Here is an 18,004-nt window from a genome sequence, read left to right on the forward strand (position 1 = left end):
GAAAGGTACACCATGTTACTACGCACAGGCAGCACTTGTCGGTAAACAGCCCGCCAGCGTAGGCGAACGAGTAAAACGTGCGGGTAAGCGATTTCCATTGAACGGTATCCCGGCAAAGACACAGCGATACCATTCGCTAGAAAGTAGTATACTGAACGTTGCAGTTTTAGTAACTTGACACATGAATGACTGTTCACTTGTAGTTTCCTACCTTCCTCTATGAATGTTTTAACCTGCTGGCTATTAGTCTGTACCTTTCTTCTGGGCAGCTACAGGGCTTCAGCCCAGAAACGCTTTTTACCCGATTCTCTAACCCACGCCCCCGACAGCACCAAGGCCTGGACCCTACGCCAGATCGGCGACTCCCTCGTTCGGGTCAGCCAGCTCGCCCCCGCCAAACAGGCTTACCTCGAAGCGCTGGATGTATCCCTGGCCGCCAAAGAACCCGACCCTGGTACCATTGGTTTATCCTACCGGGGAGTGGGCTACTGGTACGAACAGGCCAACGAGCTGCGCGAAGCCATTCAGTATTACCAGAAAGCACTTGGCTACCTGCGGCAGTATGGGAACACCTTCCACGTGGCCCGGACGCTTAAGTTCATCAGCGGAGCCTACACCCGGCTGAACGATCTCAAAATGGCCCGGCACTACCTGAACCAGGCAGTTACCGTAGCGCAGCAGTCCAGAAATATTGATTTGCTGATGGAGCTGGATGGCGAGCTGGCTATTGTAGAAGCCAAAAGCAACCGGCACGACCGGGCGCTGGTTCTCAACCAGAAAATTGCGGATTACTACCGGCAGAAAAAGGACTGGAGCACGTACTACGGGGTGTTGATCAACGTGGCTCTTACCTACAAGAACCTGGGGCAGTATGCGCAGTCAGAAGTTATTTTCCGATCTATTCTGGACTATAGTAAACAGGCCAACGACGCTTTTCTGGAAGGCTATGCCCATACCAACATACCAAACGCCCTGATTCCGCAGGGTAAACTCGACGAAGCCGAAGCCCACTGTAAACAGGCATTGATCTGGGCCGAACAGACTGGCGCCGGTAAGTATAGCATCCTGGAGGATATCTACGGCAACCTGAGCAAAACCTACCAGAAGCGGGGCAATTACAGGCAGGCTCTCGCCTATTACGAGCAGCGAACAGCCGCTCACGACAGCGTCTTCAACGAGATTCGGAACCGCCAGCTGGCCGAGGTGGAAGCGCGCTTTCAGACGCAGGAAAAAGAGGCTCAGATTCAGGTACTGGACGCCATCAATGCCGCGAAAACCCGCCAGGTCTGGGCCGGCGCCATCGGTATCTTAGTGCTTTCTATCCTGTCGGTCACCCTGTTTGTCTTCTACCGCCGGATTCGGCGCAACCGCGCTCAGATTCAGCAGCAGTCGGAACAGCTGACGCTGATGATGAAAGAGCTGCATCACCGGGTCAAGAATAACCTCGCCATTGTTTCCAGTCTGCTCCGGCTTCAGTCGAACCGGCTCGACGACGAGAAAGCCATAGCTGCGGTGCGGGTTGGCCAGCAGCGCGTAGAAGCAATGTCGATGATTCACCAGCGGCTGTACCAGACCGACCGGGTATCTACGGTCAATATGAGCGAGTTCCTGACCGATCTCAGCGAAAGCCTCATGCGGGCGTACGGGTTTGCGCCCGATGATTTCGACCTGCAACTCGACATCGAGCTCAACGAACTGGATGTCGACGTGGCCATGCCGCTCGGGCTTATTGTGAACGAGCTGGTTACCAATGCCTTCAAGTACGCCTATGCCGATGTACAGCGGCCGAAGCTGCGGATCAGCCTGCACCGGCAGAATGGGCTGGCGCAGCCCGGCCTGACGCTGGAAGTGCAGGACAATGGCCCCGGACTCGATACCGCCGACTGGCAGCGGGCCGGCCACCGGACCTCGTTTGGCAAGCGGCTTATTTATTCCCTGAGTGAGCAACTGGATGGCCAGCTTGAACTGATTCGGCAGAACGGCACCCTCTGCCGGCTCTACATTCCTCAAACCAAACTACGGGCCGCAGCCTGATCATCATGACCGATCGCATCAATATACTGATCGTTGAAGACGAAGCCATCCTGGCCATGGATCTGAGCGATATGCTCGAAGACGAAGGGTACTACGTTGTCGGTACGGCCAATAATGGCCGAAAAGCCCTCGATCTGTTTCAGCATAATCCGGTCGATCTGGTGCTGTGCGATATTACCATCAAGGGCGACTGGGATGGCATCGAAACCATTGGGCAGCTGGTCAGCGTTCGGCAGGTACCGGTAATTTACCTGACGGCCCTCACTGACCGCTCGACCATTGCCCGGGCCAAAGAAACGTTTCCGGCGGCCTACATCACCAAACCCTTCGACAGCGCGCAACTGCGTCTGGCCATCGAAATGGCCCTCAACAGCTTTTCATTGCGGATTTTGGCTCCCCAACTACCCGCTACGCCGGTTACGGAGGCCAAAGTACGTCCGCTTACCGGCGAGAAGCCGACCCCGGAGAAAGACCCCAGCCGAACCGCGCCCATTCTGCGAATCAACGATGCGCTGTTCGTGAAACAGAATTACCAGTTTGTAAAAGTACTCCTGAGCGAAGTGCTGTACCTCGAAGCTGACGACATCTATACGACCATCAACACCACGGGTCGAAAGTACGTAGTGCGGCTCTCGCTGAGCCAGATGATCGAACGGCTACAGGCCAACCGGCTGGCCCGCACCCACCGGTCGTTCGTTGTCAACCTGGATCGGATCGACTCCTTCAGCGACCATGAGGTTATGGTTGGCGGGCACTCCTTACCGCTCGGCCGTAACTACAAGGACGAGTTTCTGCGGCACTTCCCGGTTTGTTAGAACCCGAAATACCGCTCGGCATTCCGGTAACAGATGTCCTGCACGATCTGGCCAATCCAGTCGATGTCGGCCGGCAACTCGCCGTTCTCGACGTCGTTTCCGAAGATGTTGCACAGAATCCGGCGGAAGTACTCGTGCCGGCTGTAAGATAGAAAGCTTCTGGAATCGGTTAGCATACCCACAAAGGCGCTCAGCAGTCCCATATTCGACAGGGCGTTGATCTGCTTCTCCATCCCGTCTTTCTGATCGAGGAACCACCAGCCCGACCCGAACTGCACTTTCCCCCGTACCGAACCGTCGTTGAAGTTGCCGATCATGGTCGCAATCACTTCGTTATCGGCCGGGTTAAGGTTGTAAAGAATGGTTTTAGCCAGCTTATTCCGGTCGTCGAGGCCACCCAGGAAACGCGACAGCGAAGCCGCCTGCTGAAAATCGCCGATCGAGTCCCAGCCCGTATCGGGGCCAAGCTCACGAAGCCGCCGACGGTTGTTGTTGCGCAACGCGCCCAGATGAAACTGCTGCGTCCAGCCTTTTTCGTGATCCCACTCGGCAAACTGCACCAGCATGAACGACCGAAACCGGGCCATCTCGTCGGGGCTGAGTGGTTGCTCAGTCTGGGTCAGGGTGTTGAAAATGGTCTGTACCTCGTTCTCCGTATAAGCCACAGCATCGATGTACTCGAGCCCGTGGTCAGACAGGCGGCAGCCCATGTGGGCGAAGTAATCGTGGCGGGCTTTCAGCGCGTCGAGATAATCGGCCAGGGTACGGATGTCGCGGTTGCTCAGGGCGCTCAGCTTCTGAACATAGGCCCGAAACGCCCTTGGGTCGTCAACGGCCATCGCCTTGTCGGGGCGGAACGTAGGCAGAATTTTAACATCGAACCGGCTCTGGGCAATAGCGCGGTGGTACTCGAGCGAATCGAGCGGATCGTCGGTGGTGCAGACCACCCGTACGTCGAAATGAGTTAGCAGCTGCCGGGTCGACAGCTGGGGTAGCTGCTCGTTGCAGCGGTCGTAGGTGTCGCGGGCCGTAGCGGGGCTGAGCACCTCGGCCATACCGAACGGATTGCGGAGTTCCAGATGCGTCCAGTGGTAGAGCGGGTTCCGCAGGGTATACGGCACAGTTTCGGCCCATTTCTCAAACTTTTCCCAGTCGCTGGCGTCGCCAGTGCAGTAGCGCTCATCGATACCGTGCGTCCGCATGGCCCGCCACTTGTAGTGATCTCCGTAGAGCCAGAGCTGGGTTATGGTGTCGAACTGCCGGTCCTGCGCAATCTGATCGGGCGGCAGGTGGCAATGGTAATCGATAATCGGCATTGATCGGGCGTAATCGTGATAAAGCCGTCGTGCCGTCTCGGTTTGCAGCAGAAAGTCGTCGGAAAGAAAAGTAGGGGTCGGCGTCAGCGTGTTCATAACAGGAAAAGGAACGAAATCCGGATTTCTCCCCGTTGATCGTGGTTTTATGGTTTATCCGCTTCGAGAGGACGGGGGCTGACAGCCGACGCATCGGCTGCCGAAACGCTGGCCATCCATTTTCGGATAATCCCGGCCAGCGGCCTGAATTCGATCAGAAAACCATCGTGTCCGTATAGCGAGTCGATTTCTTCGTAAGTCGCGTCGGGAATATGACGAGCCAGAAACTGTTGCTCCGATACCGGAAAGAGCAGATCGGACCGGATACCAACGACCAGCGTCCGGGCCCGAATCTGGCCCAGTGCATTCAGGATACTGCCGCGGTTTCGCCCGACATTGTGCGAGTCCATCACCTTGGAGAGCGTCCAGTAGGTGAACGCGTTGAAGCGTTCGGCCAGTTTGTCCCCCTGATACCGCTGGTACCCGGCGGCTTTGTAGCCATCCATCTGCTCGTTATTATCCAGCGCCTGGGTAAAGCTATAGGTATCGTAGTTGCGGTAGGAGATCATGGCCATGGCGCGGGCGGCTTTCATGCCGGCAACCCCGGCGTCGGCGCGTCGTTCACGCCAGGTCGGGTCCGCGTCGATGGCCATCCGCTGCGCTTCATTAAATGCAATGCACCAGGGCGAGGCCACGGCGCTGGTTGCCACCACGATCAGGTTATCGATCAGGCCGGGCTGCGCAATGGCCCATTCGAGGGCCTGCTCGCCACCCAGCGACCCCCCCACGCAGGTATGTATTTTATCGATGCCCAGCTCCTGTCGTAACAGGTCGAGCGCCCCCACCATGTCCCGAACCGTTATGGCCGGGAAGTCATGGTAGTACGGCTGACCCGTTTCCGGATTCGCCGACAGCGGGCCAGTAGACCCGTAGCAAGACCCCAGCACGTTGGCACAAACAATAAAATCCCGATCGGGATCGAAGTATTTACCGGCACCGATCATACCGCCCCACCAGTCTCCGGCATCGGCGTTACCGGTTAAGGCATGGCAAATCCAGACCACGTTCGAGCGGTCGCGCTGCAGCGTTCCGCGGGTGGTATAGGCCAGCCGAAACCCGGGCAGGCTCGCGCCAGATTCGAGTGGAAATGAATACTTGTAGTCGAAATACTGAAGGTCCAAACGTAATAAAGGTTTTCAGTTCGCTGGTTTCGCGGCCGGTATCCATCGTCGGTCCGGACGGCCAAACCAGCGAACTGCGCTGTTCATACTAAACCGCTACTGGCTCAGCAATGGCCGCAAAGGCCTGCTCCAGATCTGATTTTATGTCATCGATGTGTTCAATACCCGCCGAGATCCGCAACAGACCGGCTTCGACCCCCGCGCTGGCCTGATCCTGCTCGCTTAACTGCTGGTGCGTAGTCGAAGCCGGATGGATAATCAGCGTTTTCGAGTCGCCCACGTTGGCCAGGTGACTGACCAGCTTCAGGCTATTGACAAAGCGGTCGGCCGCTTCCTTACCGCCTTTCACCTTGAACGTAAAGACGCCCCCGAAGCCCCGCTTCAGGTACTTTTTGGCCAGCTCGTGATACGCGCTGCTGGTCAGGCCGGGGTAGTTGACCACTTCTACCTGCTCGTGCTGTTCGAGCCACTGCGCCAGCGCCAGTGCGTTCTGTACGGTACGATCTACGCGCAGCGACAGGGTTTCCAGCCCCTGCAGCAACAGGAAGGAGTTGAACGGACTGATGGCCGGGCCCCAGTCACGCAGCCCCTCTACCCGGGCCCGGATAATGAACTGAATATTGCCGAACGGACCACCCACCCCGAACACGTCGCTGAAGACCATTCCGTGATACCCCTCCGACGGCTCCGAAAACTGCGGAAACTTACCGTTCCCCCAGTTGTAATTGCCACTGTCGACAATGACGCCCCCAATGCTCGTGCCGTGACCGCCAATCCATTTGGTAGCCGACTCGACCACAACGGCCGCTCCGTGTTCGATAGGCCGGAACAGATAGCCCCCGGCGCCAAACGTATTGTCGACAATTATGGGCAGGTCGTGCCGCTTCGCCAGGGCCGCGATGGCCTCGAAGTCGGGAATGTTGAAACCCGGATTACCGATCGTTTCGAGGTAAATCGCCTTTGTTTTATCGTCGATCAGCGGCTCGAACGATTCGGGTTTGTCGCCATCGGCAAAGCGGGCTTCGATGCCCAGGCGTTTGAACGAAACCTTGAACTGATTGTAGGTACCTCCGTACAAAAACGAGGTAGTTACGAAGTTATCGCCAGCGCTCAGGATGTTGGTCAGCGCAATAAACTGAGCCGCCTGTCCCGACGCCACTGCCAGAGCAGCTACCCCGCCTTCGAGGGCAGCAATCCGCTTCTCGAACACGTCCGACGTCGGGTTCATGATGCGGGTATAAATGTTGCCAAACGCTTTCAGCGCAAACAGATCCGCACCGTGGGCCGAATCGTTAAAGACATACGAGGTTGTCTGATAGATAGGTACCGCCCGCGAATTGGTGGTTGGGTCGGCTTCCTGACCCGCGTGTAACTGCAGCGTATCGAAATGCAGTGAAGAAGACATGGTATTTAGTGGTTTTGGCTTGGAATATTCCAGTGGATTCGGACGGCTGAGCGGTCCGGTTACAGGCTGGCCTCGTCGGGTCTTGACAGATACCGGCGGCCAGGCGCGCGATCAACCCTCCCGGTTGTCGTGGCGGAGTGTGGGTGGTAATTAGTAGGCCCGAGCGGGCATACACTGTTGGCTGTAGAGCATGTGCATAAACGATTTATAGTCCCTAATGTCCGCCGGAGCGGCTGCTTTAGGCAGGAGTTAGCACCTTGCCGTGTGGTAGGTTGCCAGCGGTTCACAGAGCCTGATCTCTCCCCCGCTTCTGTATAAATCAACCCGCGCCCCTGAAGAAAAAGGCGCGTAACAATTGACTTGATGACGCAAGTATACAGGGCAAAACGTCTTTAACCAAACCTAATCTGGTTTTTCTGTCCGTTCCCTCTTTTTTTATTTTTCGGGGTCAGACCGCCTGCCGGATATCGTGTTTGTTCGCTACTTTTGTCTGGTAACACACCCAATCAATGAGCCAAACCTACCGATATAATCGTGAAAACGCCACCCGGGTGGCCGGTACAACCACGCTTAAAGACGCTATCGGGCAGCTGCTGAAACAGTATCAGTTACAGACGCGCTTCAACGAAACTTACCTCGAAGCGTTCTGGAGCCGCATGATGGGCCAGGCCATTGCCTCACGCACCAAACGGCTGTACGTCCGCGAACGTAAGCTCTATATTGAGATTACCTCTGCCCCGCTCCGCAACGAACTCGTCAACGCGAAGCAGAAACTGATTCAGGTGATCAACCGCGATATGAATGCCGAAGTGATTGATGATGTGGTCTTTATCTAGGTAATCCTTCGGCAAACTCCTGCATTGTCATAAACTCGCCCCGGCCTTTGAGGTCCTGCAACAGGGCGTCGACCCGGTCGAGCAGCAGCCCGCTCGAATGACGGCGAACGTAAGCCGGAATCTGACCATAGGCCGCCAGATCGGTAAACTCCCACGGATGTACGTACAGATTCAGAAAGCCGTCGGCCCGCAAGGTCTGGCGGCATAATTGTTTATAGAGGGCAAACGGAAAGTTTTTCAGACTAAGCCAGAACAGGGGCAGCCGAATCGAAGGCGTTACCGACGCCGGAATCTGCCAGACGCCCGACTCCCGAAACGGATGCCGGGGCTCGCCCCAGTGGTTATACCGGCCCGGCAGCCAGGTCGGATGCAGCGACGAATTGTACTGATACCCGGCCTGCTGTACATCAACCGGGTTGACATAGCCCATGCGGGCGCGCCGGAAACCGGTAACCGGGCGACCCAGCAACTCTTCAAGCGCCAGTCGGGACTTCAGCAGATCGGCGGGCTCGAAGGTAGTATGGTAATAGCCATGAGATGCAATCTCATGACGGGCGGCCAGCTGCCCCATCAGAACAGGTTCGTGTAGTGCGTAGTTGGCCGTAGTAAAGAGCGTAGCCCGTACATTATTCGATTCGAGCCGCTGGTTCAGGCTGATCAGGCCCCGCGTCGATACGGCTACCTGTTCGCTCAGCGGAATGGCATGGCCGAACTCCAGCGCCGTGTCAAATTCCTCTACGTCAACGGTGAATAAAATAGATCGTTCTGGGTAGTGGGTTGCCATGAAGTTACGGTCTCGTCAATATCACTTGTGTCGCTGATGATGTAGGCCGGTCTTCCTTTTACTTCAACGAACGTTTTTCCTAAATACACACCGATAATACCGATCATGATGAACTGCACGCCACCAATCAGGGCCAGCAGCACAACCAGCGTTGTCCAGCCCGACACGGTCGCGTCGGTGAAGAAATATTCATACAACACCTCCACGCCGAACAGAATAGCAAACAGCGACATACCGAAACCCAGCATAACGGACAAATACAGCGGCCGGGTAGAGAACGAGGTAATCCCCATAGCGGCCAGTTTCAGCATTTTCCGGATGGAGTATTTTGATCGGCCGGCATACCGGGCAGCGGGCTCGTACAGCATACGACATTGCCGGAAGCCAACCCAGGAAATGGCCCCGCGTAAAAACAGATCATTCTCCTTGAATTGCCGGATTACGTCGATAACTTTCCGGTCGAGCAGCCGGAAATCCGCAGCCCCATCTTCGAGCTCCAGGTCCGAAACCCGGCGCAGCAGCTGGTAGAAATACTTCGACGAGTTTCGTTTGAACCAGGAGAGTTTCGGATCGGGACGACGTACGGTGTAAACGACCTCATAGCCCTGCCGCCATTTCTCGATCAGCGTCGGGATCAGTTCAGGGGGGTGCTGCAGGTCGGCGTCGAGGCAGATGACGGCGTCGCCACGCGCGTTTTCGTAGCCGGCCCGTAAGGCCATCTGGTGACCGAAATTGCGCGAGAACGAGATAAATCGAACCGCCGGATACGTCTGGCTCAGCTGCCGGAGCACATAGCGGGTCTGATCGCTGCTGCCATCATCAACGATCAGTATTTCGTAAAGACCCTCAGAAGCCATGACCGATGTTAGTCGTTGTACCAACACGGTCAGGTTCTCTTCTTCATTAAAGGCTGGCACGACTAGGCTAATCATACCTGGTTGCAGCTTCATAGGTTTACTTACTAAATAATTAGATAGGTACGGTGGTTACGCTGCTGCGCGAAGTCAAAGTTAAGTACATATACTTAATGCCAAATAACTAAAAAATTAAAGTTAGCTTAAACTTAACGCAGGATCGGCTTAGCAATAATGCCACAACTTGTATTGTTTATCCATGAAAAAGCCCATGTTATCCAACAGAAAATCAGGAAAGCAGCGGTTATACGGCGCAGACAGCCAGCTGGTTGATCAGGAAGAACGACGGCTCGATCTGGGCTTCGGCTCCACCTTTACCGATCCTAACTCCCGACTGATTAATAAGGACGGCAGCATTAACGTTACCCGAACCAACACCTCGTTCTGGGATCGGGTAAACCTCTACAACCGGCTGATTACGATGAACTGGCCCTCCTTTTTTGGGGTGGTACTCCTGCTGTATTTCTCGGAGAATGTGGTATTCGCCTGCATCTATATGCTGGTCGGTCCTGAATACCTGCTCGGTCTGGATAAGGTGACAGATGGGAGTCCTCTGGGACAATTCTGGGGGGCCTTCTTCTTCAGCGCCCAGACCCTTACTACCGTTGGCTACGGCCACATCAGCCCCTCAGGTTACTTAGTCAGCGCTATTGCCGCGCTTGAGTCAATGATCGGTCTGCTGGCTTTCGCGCTGGTGACGGGGCTTCTGTATGGCCGTTTTTCGCGTCCTGTGGCACATATACGCTTTTCGACCCACGCCTTGTTTGCGCCTTACCTGGATGTGAATGGCTGGATGTTTCGTATCGTTCACCAGCGCGCTAATCAGCTGATCGACGTGCAGGTAGACGTATCATTGTCGCGGCTGGAAACCCGACCCGACGGAGTGCGTTATCGGCGATACTACAATCTGGAGCTGGAGCGCAATCGGGTAAACTTCTTTCCCACCAACTGGACGCTGGTACATCCCATCACGCCGGGCAGCCCGTTACAGCAATGTACGCCCGACGATCTGGCCGAATCGGATGCCGAATTTCTGATCCTGTTGCGAGCTACTGACGATACCTTTTCGCAGGTTGTGCATACCCGCTATTCCTATCGGTACGATGAGGTTTTATGGGGCCGGAAATTTCTGCCGATGCTGGATGGCAACCAATCGGGCGGGGCCTTACTCGATCTCGCCAAGCTGGATGACACGGTCGACGCTCCGCTCAACTGACCTCGTTGGCTTGCTTAGCTCACCGCCCGCCTACCGCACGTACTTAGCCATAATTCACTCTTCCATCTACGTATGTATAAGTATAATTTTTGAGTAATACGAACTTTATGTTTACAAACCCATCGGCTTGGGTACCTTCGCTCCCTGATTTTAGTCAGGATTGGCGTTATCGGTTAGCGGCCGGCTCCGGTTCAAAATACATGACACCGGCATGTACAATTTTCCACTGCTCTCCCTCCCGCTCAAGGTAGCGTACCTGCTGGCTATGGGTAGTTGGCCGACCATGGCAGCGCATTACCTGGCAAAAGGTGACGAAAGCGGCATCGCCCCGAATCCGGATTCGATAGTCCTGATTGACAAACACGGATGAGTCGGGTTCGGCCATCTGACGAAACGAGCTGGTCAGCCCCCGGCGTAGGGCCGTCTGTTCGCCCTGCGCCACGACCACCCGGCCGTCTCCCAGGCTAACCCGCTGCGATAGTTCCGTATGAGTAGCCCAGCAGCTGGCCTGCTCTGTCGCATTGCGGTTCAGGTAAGCCTGTGCCTCCCGTTCAATAACGACACAGATTGCCCGTTCATCGGCTGGCAGCGACTGGGCAATAAGGATCCGGCTAAACAGCACGAAACCAAGGGTAATACCAAATTGATACACGCGGTTCATAGTCGTGAAGGAAGGATTCAGGGCAGCATAACAAACCGCTGACAAACAATAGTTTATTCAGACAGAGCCGAACCCGATCAAACCTAAACCACATCCCCTAAACCACAAAACGGGTTGATTGAACGGTGCCTCCTGTTGAGTAAGAGGGCAAACGAAAGCCCAGCTTCACCTGGCGACTCTCCCTCAACTTCCCGACCCGGCACTACCCAAAAGCAGAACAATCCGTTTACTTTGCCAGCATGTTTACTGACGAATCTGTTCTAGTAACTCCTCCCGTTCTGCGCCCCGGCGATACGGTGGGGGTTGTATCGCCCGCCAGCTGGTTTCCGTATGAAGAGCTGGCCGAAGGGTTACGCATCTTACGCGACGACTGGCAGCTTACGGTTATCGAGGGCAACAGCCTGCGGGCCCAGGAGGGTCCGTTTGCGGGCTCTGACGAGTTGCGCCGGGCGGATCTGCAACGGTTCTTCGATGATCCGTCGGTGAAGGCCGTATTCGCTACGCGGGGTGGATACGGTTGCTACCGGCTGGCCGACGAACTTGACCTCACCGGTTTGCGGACTTCCCCGAAATGGCTCGTTGGATTCAGCGATGTGACGGTGCTGCTCAGCTTATTTTATACGGCGGGTATTGTCAGCCTGCACGGCCTGATGCCCCGGCAGTACGGCCAGCCCGAACGCGCCGAGGCCCTGGAGTCGGTACGGCAATGGTTGTTCGGCGAGCAGCCCGGTGCCTATACCGTAGCTGCTCATCCCCTCAACCGGGCGGGTCAGGCGTCGGGGCCACTGGTAGGCGGCAACCTGACCATGCTGATCAATTCGATCGGCACCCCAACGGATGTGGATCTGACCAGCACGATTCTGTTCATTGAAGATATTGACGAGACCCTGTTCTCGCTCGACCGCATGATGACTCAGTTGCGCCGGGGTGGTCGTTTGGCGAAGCTGGCGGGGCTCGTGGTCGGGCAGTTCACCGACATGCGTACCAATCCGTCGTTGCCGTTCGGAAAAGACGCTTACCAGCTGATTGCCGAGGCCGTGTCCGCCTACTCGTACCCGGTTCTGTTCAACTTTCCGGCGGGTCATGTCGATGTTAACCTGGCCCTGCCCATCGGGAAACAGGCTATCGTAACGACCGAGCCCTCGGGAGCTACTCTTACATTCCGATAAAAACATATGGACGTATCTGCCGGACAAGTAATCTGGATTACCGGAGCTTCCTCGGGTATTGGTGAGGCTCTGGGCCTGGCGCTGGCGCAGCCCGACTCCCCCTTTCCTAATCCCAGGCTGGTTTTGTCGGCCCGGCGTGCGGAGGAGCTGCAGCGGGTTGCCGACCTGACCGGTCTCCCCAGTCAGCACCTGCTGGTGCTTCCCCTAGACATGACCGATGTGGCCAGTCTGCCCGCGCATGTCGATACCGTTTTCCAACACTTCGGTCGTATCGATTACGTCTTTCAGAACGCCGGCATTACCCAGCGCAGTACCGTGGCCGATACCGACCTGGCCGTTTACCACCGGCTGATGGATGTCAACTTTTTCGGCGTAGTGGCCCTCACCAAAGCCGTATTGCCTGCCATGCTGGAACAGGGTAAGGGGCACTTTGTGGTGACGAGCAGCGTAGCGGGCAAGCTCGGTACCAAACAACGGTCGGGCTACTGCGCCAGTAAACACGCGCTGCACGGCTTCTTCGATGCGCTCCGGGCCGAAACCCACGCGGCCGGGTTGCGGGTCACGCTAGTCTGCCCCGGCTACATTCAAACGCCTATTTCACTCCATGCTCTTGGCCCCGACGGACAGGTACACGGCAAAATGGACAAGCATCAGGAAGTGGGTATGCCCGCGGCTGTTTTTGCCCAGCGGCTGCTCAGGGCCGTGAAGCAGCAAAAAGAAGAAGTGTATATAGGCGGATCGGAAACGTACGGTATTTATATCAAACGATTCTTCCCTGGCCTTCTGTCCCGGATTTTGCGGAATCGTGAAGGCAGCTGATCGACCCACAAAAAGCGACTACCGGATCGATCCTTTTTGAGCAGGGAATCGATCCGGTAGTCGCTTTGTTTGATATAACTCAGGCGTTACTTGCCGCTTACCGCAGCTACTTTGCCAGTCTGACTCATGTAGTCGACGGTCAGGTGGCAGAGCGTTTTCATGCCAAGTACGAAGCAGCTCTCATCGATCTGGAAATCGGGGGTGTGGTGCGGGGCCGCTTCCTCTACCTTCTTCCCTTTAGTCATCCCGCCCAGGAAGTAGAAGAAGCCGGGTATCTTCTGCTGGTAGAAGGAGAAGTCTTCGGCCCCGGTTTGCGCCGGTGTAATTCTGACATTGTTCTTACCCGCTACCGCTTCGAGCGTTGGCACCATCTGATCGGTCAGTTTCGGATCGTTATAAGTGACCGGATACATGATATCGATTTTCACATCGGCCTGGGCACCGGCGCTCTCGGCAATGTTCGTAGCCACCTCGTTGATCCGGCGGTGGATGGTTTTCTGCATGCTGTTGTCCAGCGACCGGATCGTACCGATCATGTTTACTTCTTCCGGAATGATGTTCTGCCGGATGCCACCGTGGATAGCCCCTACCGTAACCACCGCGGCATTCTCGGTCAGGGGCAGGTTCCGGCTAACGATCGTCTGGAGGCCCATCACCACCTGCGAGGCCGTTACGATCGGGTCGACGCCGGACCAGGGCGAAGCACCGTGCGTCTGCTTCCCTTTCAGTTTGATGGCAAACTGATCTACTGCAGCCATGGTAGCGCCCGGCCGGTATTTGATGGTGCCGACTTCGGTTTGCGAGTTGATGTGCAGTCCAAAAATGGCGTCGACTTTCGGATTGTCGAGTACCCCTTCTTTAACCATCAGGTAGGCTCCTCCCTCTTCGCCCTGGGGTGCTCCTTCTTCGGCGGGCTGGAAAATGAATTTTACCGTTCCGTGAAGTTCATTTTTTACCGAGGCCAGCACTTCGGCCGCCCCCATCAGCATAGCCACGTGGGAGTCGTGCCCACAGGCATGCATGATGCCTGTCTGCTGGTTGTTATATTCAGTACGGACCTCGGACTTGAAAGGCAGGTCGACGCGTTCGGTTACCGGCAGGCCATCCATATCGGCCCGCAGCGCAACCACCGGGCCGGGTTTACCACCCCTGAGTATACCGACCACCCCGGTTTTACCGACGCCGGTTTTTACCTCCATACCCAGTGCCTGCAGATGAGCAGCCACCTTACCCGCCGTCCGGAACTCCCGGTTGCCGAGCTCAGGGTACTGGTGAAAATCACGACGCCAGGCAACCACTTTTTTCTCCAAACCTTCGGCTGTTTTATCCATTCGGGCTGAAAGACTCGTTTGCTGAGCATTTACTGTTTGAGCAATCAAGGCCAGACCGGCAAAAATTTGAAAGCGCTGTTTGTATGAAATCATCAAAATATCCAAGTTTATCTGTACGTACATTAATCTGATTTTTGCCAAAAATACCAAATAAATCGTAAATACTTTCCATAAAAACAGCAATTAAACTAACCAATAGAGCTAATAATCAGTTAATACTCGTACATCTATAGATGGTTAGCCAATATGTAACGGTCTGACTACTTATTCTCCGGAAAAGAATAAAAATGTATCATCTATATATGCTACAGATTTCACATCTCTTATCTTTGCGTCTTATTTAACGGTACATCTCAATGTAATTCTAATCTCTACTCACAAATGCGCAAAATTTTATTTGGAAGCTGGTTGCTTTCGTTATTGTTCTGCCTGCCGGTTCTGGCGCAGGAAATAGCAGTAAGTGGCCGCGTCACTTCATCAGACGACGGCTCCACCCTACCCGGTGTGAGCGTACAGGTAAAAGGTACTACCCGCGGCACAACAACCGATGCCGACGGTAATTACCGGATTAGTGCTCCTGCCAACGCCCGGTTGGTATTCAGTTTTATCGGTTTTCTATCGCAGGAAGTAGCCGTTGGCAACCGCAGTACCGTGAACGTTCGTCTGGATAATAACGCCCAGGAGCTGAACGAAGTCGTAGTGACGGGTTACGGCGGTACCGTGAACCGGCGCGAGTTTACCGGCGCCAGCTCGAAAGTAGCCGGCGCTACGGTCTCGAACCTGCCGGTTGGTAGCTTCGATAAGGCCCTGGCAGGCCGGGCAGCCGGTGTGCAGGTAACGTCGGCCAACGGCGTACCGGGTGGCGCGATTCAGATACGGGTTCGGGGTGTCGGCTCAATCTCGGCCGGTAGCGATCCGCTCTACGTTGTCGACGGTGTTCAGCTGAACACCACCAACAACTCAACCTTTACCAGCAGTAACCCACTGGCGTTTCTGAACCCCAGCGACATCGAATCGATCGAGATTCTGAAAGACGCAGCGGCCGCTTCTATTTACGGATCGCAGGCCGCCAACGGGGTTGTACTGGTAACGACCAAGCGCGGTAAAGCCGGTAAAACCCAGATTTCCGTCAACTATTTTACGGGGGTTGCCGATCCGATCAAAAAGCTCGACGTACTCAACACCCAGGAGTGGATTGCCCTGCGCACGCAGGCCCGCATCAACGGGGGGCAGACCAGCGAAGCCGCCCGGGCAGCTGTGCTGAGCACCATTCGTCAGCCAACGACCCTGAGCGACGCCGACATTGCCGCGCTGCCTACCTACGACTGGCAGGATGCCGTATACAAGCGGGGTATCACCAACAACTACGAGCTGGGCCTGAACGGTGGTAACGACAAAACCCGCTTCTATGTATCGGGGTCGTATTACACCCAAAGCGCTAACATCGTCAATGTCGATTTCAAGCGCGGTACGCTGAACACGACGCTGACGCACCAGATCAACCCCAAGCTGTCTATTGACCAGACGCTCAAGATGAGTACCATCTCGGCACGGGGTCAGTTCGGTGGCCCGAACGGCGGATCGTTCCTGGGTGCGGGTGCGTTTGCTTCGCCCCTGATTATTCCAAGTATTCCCATCTACAACCCGGACGGGTCGTATTTCGGACCACCCTCGCAGGGGGGTATCCCGGGTATCCTGAACCAGAATATCCTGCAGGTTAGTGAGTTGAACACCATCCGGGCCGACATCAACCAGTTTGTCGGTAGCCTGGCGCTGAACTACAAAGTGATCGACGGTCTGACCATTCGTCCGTTTGTCAGCCTCGACTATCGTATCATCCGGGGCCGGAACTTCTCGGATCCACGGACGGCCGATGGCTTCAACGTACGCGGCCGGATTCAGGATCAGCTGAACGAGAACAAGAACTTCCTGACCAACATCACGGCCAACTATAACAAGCTGTTTGCCGGCAAGCATGATGTGGGTCTGTTGCTGGGCGCCGAGTACCGCTCCGATGTGAACGAGAACCTGGCGACTAACATCACCAACGTACCGACGCCTGACTTCAAGTACGCCAGTGCGGCAGCGCTGCCCCAGAACATCTTCGGCACGTTCAACAACTTCCGTAAGGCATCTATCTTCGGAAACATCAAGTACGACTTCAACAAGAAGTATAACCTGAGCCTGATTGGTCGTCTGGACGGTTCGAGCCGGTTCGGATCCAACTATCGGTATGGTTTCTTCCCGTCCATATCGGGAGCATGGCTGGTTACCGAAGAGGATTTCCTGAAAGGCAACAACCTGGTCAGCGACCTGAAACTGCGGGCCTCGTTCGGTACAACGGGTAACGACCAGCTGGGTTCGCTGTTCAACCAGTCGAACTTCCCCGGCCTGGGTCTGGTCAGCGCGGGTTTTGATTACAACGGTGCGGCCGGTTTTGCCCCCACGCAGCTGGCTAACCCTGACCTGCGGTGGGAAACCAACGAGACGACCAACATCGGTCTTGACTTCGGTTTCTTCCAGAACCGCCTGACGGGTTCGGTAGACGTGTTCAGACGGGTTAGTAGAGACCTGCTGCTGCCGTTCAACCTGCCGTTTACCAGCGGTTACTCGACCATCTCGCGCAACGTGGGTTCGGTAGAGAACAAAGGGCTTGAAATCGAGCTGAACTCGGTGAACCTGAAAGCAGGGCCGTTCCAGTGGCGCTCTACGTTCAACATCACCTTCATCGAGAACAAGGTAACGTCGCTGTACCCGGGTATCGTCCCCCTGGCCAACCCCGACAGTGCCATTACCCTCGCCTATACCGACTTCTACGGAGTAGGCCGGACGGCCATCCTGGGTCGGCCGCTGCAGGCGCAGTACACCACCGACTATGCTGGTGTTAACCCAGCCACGGGTCGGCCGATGTTCCGCGATTTTGCCGGCAATATTACCTACACTCCGATTACGCCCCGTGATCAGAAGTATTTCGGTACGGAGCTGCCCAAGTTCTACGGCGGTTTCAACAACACCTTCACCTACGGTGGGCTGACGCTCGACGTGCTGTTCCAGTACGATTACGGCCGGCGGTCGTTCAATTCGCAGACGTCGTTCCTGGCCGAGCTGGCTGGTCGTGACTTCAACGCCCTGCGCTCGGTATACGACCGTCGCTGGCAACAGCCGGGCGACATCACCGATGTGCCGCGCCCCATCAACGGTAACATCGAAACCCGCGGGGTTAGTGGTCTGGGCGGTACCCGTACCCTCGAAGACGCTTCGTACCTGCGCCTGAAGCAGATCACGCTGGCGTATGATGTACCAGCTGCCGTTTCGAAACGGATTGGTGCGTCGAAAGCCCGGGTATACATCCAGAGCGCCAACCTGCTTACGTTCACCAACTGGACGAGCTACGATCCTGAGTTCCTAAACTTCGGCGGCAACGGTAACACCGGGGTTGTACCGAACTCGAAAACCTACCAGGCAGGTATCAACCTAACGTTCTAAT

The 18,004-nt window shown here is 55.8% G+C and carries 14 protein-coding genes and 1 riboswitch; of the genes, 7 read left to right on the plus strand and 7 right to left on the minus strand.

Annotated elements, in window-relative coordinates:
- Window positions 1-219 precede the first annotated feature (219 nt).
- The gene (locus tag EQG79_RS04955; protein ID WP_129600375.1) at window positions 220-2,034 is read left to right on the plus strand and encodes a histidine kinase dimerization/phosphoacceptor domain -containing protein; all 1,815 of its coding nucleotides are present in this window, start codon (window positions 220-222) and stop codon (window positions 2,032-2,034) included.
- A gap of 5 nt (window positions 2,035-2,039) precedes the next feature.
- A complete protein-coding gene (locus tag EQG79_RS04960; RefSeq protein WP_129600377.1) occupies window positions 2,040-2,849 on the plus strand; it encodes a response regulator in 810 nt (269 codons plus the stop codon).
- Here the strand turns inward: EQG79_RS04960 and uxaC are convergent.
- The 3 genes from uxaC to EQG79_RS04975 form a co-directional block, all read right to left on the minus strand.
- On the minus strand, window positions 2,846-4,261 hold the full coding sequence (gene uxaC / locus EQG79_RS04965; protein ID WP_129600379.1) for a glucuronate isomerase: 1,416 nt from the start codon (window positions 4,259-4,261) through the stop codon (window positions 2,846-2,848). The two genes, EQG79_RS04960 and uxaC, sit on opposite strands and share 4 nt — an antisense overlap.
- A 47-nt stretch (window positions 4,262-4,308) precedes the next feature.
- A complete protein-coding gene (gene metX, locus EQG79_RS04970) occupies window positions 4,309-5,382 on the minus strand; it encodes a homoserine O-acetyltransferase MetX (RefSeq protein ID WP_077919153.1) in 1,074 nt (357 codons plus the stop codon).
- A gap of 88 nt (window positions 5,383-5,470) precedes the next feature.
- Window positions 5,471-6,787 (minus strand): O-acetylhomoserine aminocarboxypropyltransferase/cysteine synthase family protein, encoded by a 1,317-nt coding sequence (locus tag EQG79_RS04975; protein WP_129600381.1) that lies wholly within the window; start codon window positions 6,785-6,787, stop codon window positions 5,471-5,473.
- Between the two features lie 202 nt (window positions 6,788-6,989).
- A riboswitch (SAM riboswitch) is annotated at window positions 6,990-7,108 on the minus strand.
- Between the two features lie 188 nt (window positions 7,109-7,296).
- On the opposite strand from EQG79_RS04975, the gene EQG79_RS04980 reads away from it, so the two are divergent.
- A complete protein-coding gene (locus EQG79_RS04980; RefSeq protein WP_077919155.1) occupies window positions 7,297-7,623 on the plus strand; it encodes a DUF721 domain-containing protein in 327 nt (108 codons plus the stop codon).
- Here the strand turns inward: EQG79_RS04980 and EQG79_RS04985 are convergent.
- Both EQG79_RS04985 and EQG79_RS04990 read right to left on the minus strand, forming a co-directional pair.
- Entirely contained in the window at window positions 7,616-8,407 is a 792-nt protein-coding gene (locus tag EQG79_RS04985) for a polysaccharide deacetylase family protein (protein WP_077919156.1), read from the minus strand. The genes EQG79_RS04980 and EQG79_RS04985 overlap by 8 nt on opposite strands.
- Window positions 8,359-9,357, minus strand: a complete 999-nt coding sequence (locus tag EQG79_RS04990; RefSeq protein ID WP_077919157.1) for a glycosyltransferase family 2 protein — start codon at window positions 9,355-9,357, stop codon at window positions 8,359-8,361. The genes EQG79_RS04985 and EQG79_RS04990 overlap by 49 nt, the downstream gene beginning before the upstream one ends.
- A gap of 175 nt (window positions 9,358-9,532) precedes the next feature.
- Between EQG79_RS04990 and EQG79_RS04995 the strand changes: the two genes are divergently transcribed.
- Window positions 9,533-10,537: an ion channel gene (locus tag EQG79_RS04995; RefSeq protein WP_129600384.1), complete on the plus strand. Its 1,005-nt coding sequence runs from the start codon at window positions 9,533-9,535 to the stop codon at window positions 10,535-10,537.
- 166 nt (window positions 10,538-10,703) lie between these two features.
- On the opposite strand, the gene EQG79_RS05000 is transcribed toward EQG79_RS04995, so the two are convergent.
- Window positions 10,704-11,198, minus strand: a complete 495-nt coding sequence (locus EQG79_RS05000) for a nuclear transport factor 2 family protein (RefSeq protein WP_077919159.1) — start codon at window positions 11,196-11,198, stop codon at window positions 10,704-10,706.
- A gap of 239 nt (window positions 11,199-11,437) precedes the next feature.
- On the opposite strand from EQG79_RS05000, the gene EQG79_RS05005 reads away from it, so the two are divergent.
- Together EQG79_RS05005 and EQG79_RS05010 are read left to right on the plus strand one after the other, a co-directional pair.
- On the plus strand, window positions 11,438-12,367 hold the full coding sequence (locus tag EQG79_RS05005) for a S66 peptidase family protein (protein ID WP_077919160.1): 930 nt from the start codon (window positions 11,438-11,440) through the stop codon (window positions 12,365-12,367).
- Window positions 12,368-12,373: 6 nt separating this feature from the next.
- Window positions 12,374-13,186, plus strand: coding sequence for an SDR family oxidoreductase (locus EQG79_RS05010; RefSeq protein WP_077919161.1), 813 nt, complete (start codon window positions 12,374-12,376; stop codon window positions 13,184-13,186).
- Between the two features lie 86 nt (window positions 13,187-13,272).
- On the opposite strand, the gene EQG79_RS05015 is transcribed toward EQG79_RS05010, so the two are convergent.
- A complete protein-coding gene (locus tag EQG79_RS05015; protein WP_077919600.1) occupies window positions 13,273-14,610 on the minus strand; it encodes an amidohydrolase in 1,338 nt (445 codons plus the stop codon).
- 288 nt (window positions 14,611-14,898) lie between these two features.
- Here EQG79_RS05015 and EQG79_RS05020 point away from each other — a divergent pair, with 288 nt between their 5' ends.
- Window positions 14,899-18,003: a SusC/RagA family TonB-linked outer membrane protein gene (locus EQG79_RS05020; RefSeq protein ID WP_077919162.1), complete on the plus strand. Its 3,105-nt coding sequence runs from the start codon at window positions 14,899-14,901 to the stop codon at window positions 18,001-18,003.
- Window position 18,004 lies beyond the last annotated feature (1 nt).

The sequence above is a fragment of the Spirosoma sordidisoli genome, assembly GCF_004138325.1.
Classification (GTDB): domain Bacteria; phylum Bacteroidota; class Bacteroidia; order Cytophagales; family Spirosomataceae; genus Spirosoma; species Spirosoma sordidisoli.

Excerpts from the sequence above, each read along its gene's own strand:
- EQG79_RS04955 (WP_129600375.1), top strand. The coding sequence starts at position 220 with ATGAATGTTTTAACCTGCTGGCTATTAGTCTGTACCTTTCTTCTGGGC.
- EQG79_RS04960 (WP_129600377.1), top strand. The coding sequence starts at position 2,040 with ATGACCGATCGCATCAATATACTGATCGTTGAAGACGAAGCCATCCTG.
- uxaC (WP_129600379.1), bottom strand. The coding sequence starts at position 4,261 with ATGAACACGCTGACGCCGACCCCTACTTTTCTTTCCGACGACTTTCTG.
- EQG79_RS04975 (WP_129600381.1), bottom strand. The coding sequence starts at position 6,787 with ATGTCTTCTTCACTGCATTTCGATACGCTGCAGTTACACGCGGGTCAG.
- EQG79_RS04980 (WP_077919155.1), top strand. The coding sequence starts at position 7,297 with ATGAGCCAAACCTACCGATATAATCGTGAAAACGCCACCCGGGTGGCC.
- EQG79_RS04985 (WP_077919156.1), bottom strand. The coding sequence starts at position 8,407 with ATGGCAACCCACTACCCAGAACGATCTATTTTATTCACCGTTGACGTA.
- EQG79_RS04990 (WP_077919157.1), bottom strand. The coding sequence starts at position 9,357 with ATGAAGCTGCAACCAGGTATGATTAGCCTAGTCGTGCCAGCCTTTAAT.
- EQG79_RS04995 (WP_129600384.1), top strand. The coding sequence starts at position 9,533 with ATGTTATCCAACAGAAAATCAGGAAAGCAGCGGTTATACGGCGCAGAC.
- EQG79_RS05000 (WP_077919159.1), bottom strand. The coding sequence starts at position 11,198 with ATGAACCGCGTGTATCAATTTGGTATTACCCTTGGTTTCGTGCTGTTT.
- EQG79_RS05005 (WP_077919160.1), top strand. The coding sequence starts at position 11,438 with ATGTTTACTGACGAATCTGTTCTAGTAACTCCTCCCGTTCTGCGCCCC.
- EQG79_RS05010 (WP_077919161.1), top strand. The coding sequence starts at position 12,374 with ATGGACGTATCTGCCGGACAAGTAATCTGGATTACCGGAGCTTCCTCG.
- EQG79_RS05015 (WP_077919600.1), bottom strand. The coding sequence starts at position 14,610 with ATGATTTCATACAAACAGCGCTTTCAAATTTTTGCCGGTCTGGCCTTG.
- EQG79_RS05020 (WP_077919162.1), top strand. The coding sequence starts at position 14,899 with ATGCGCAAAATTTTATTTGGAAGCTGGTTGCTTTCGTTATTGTTCTGC.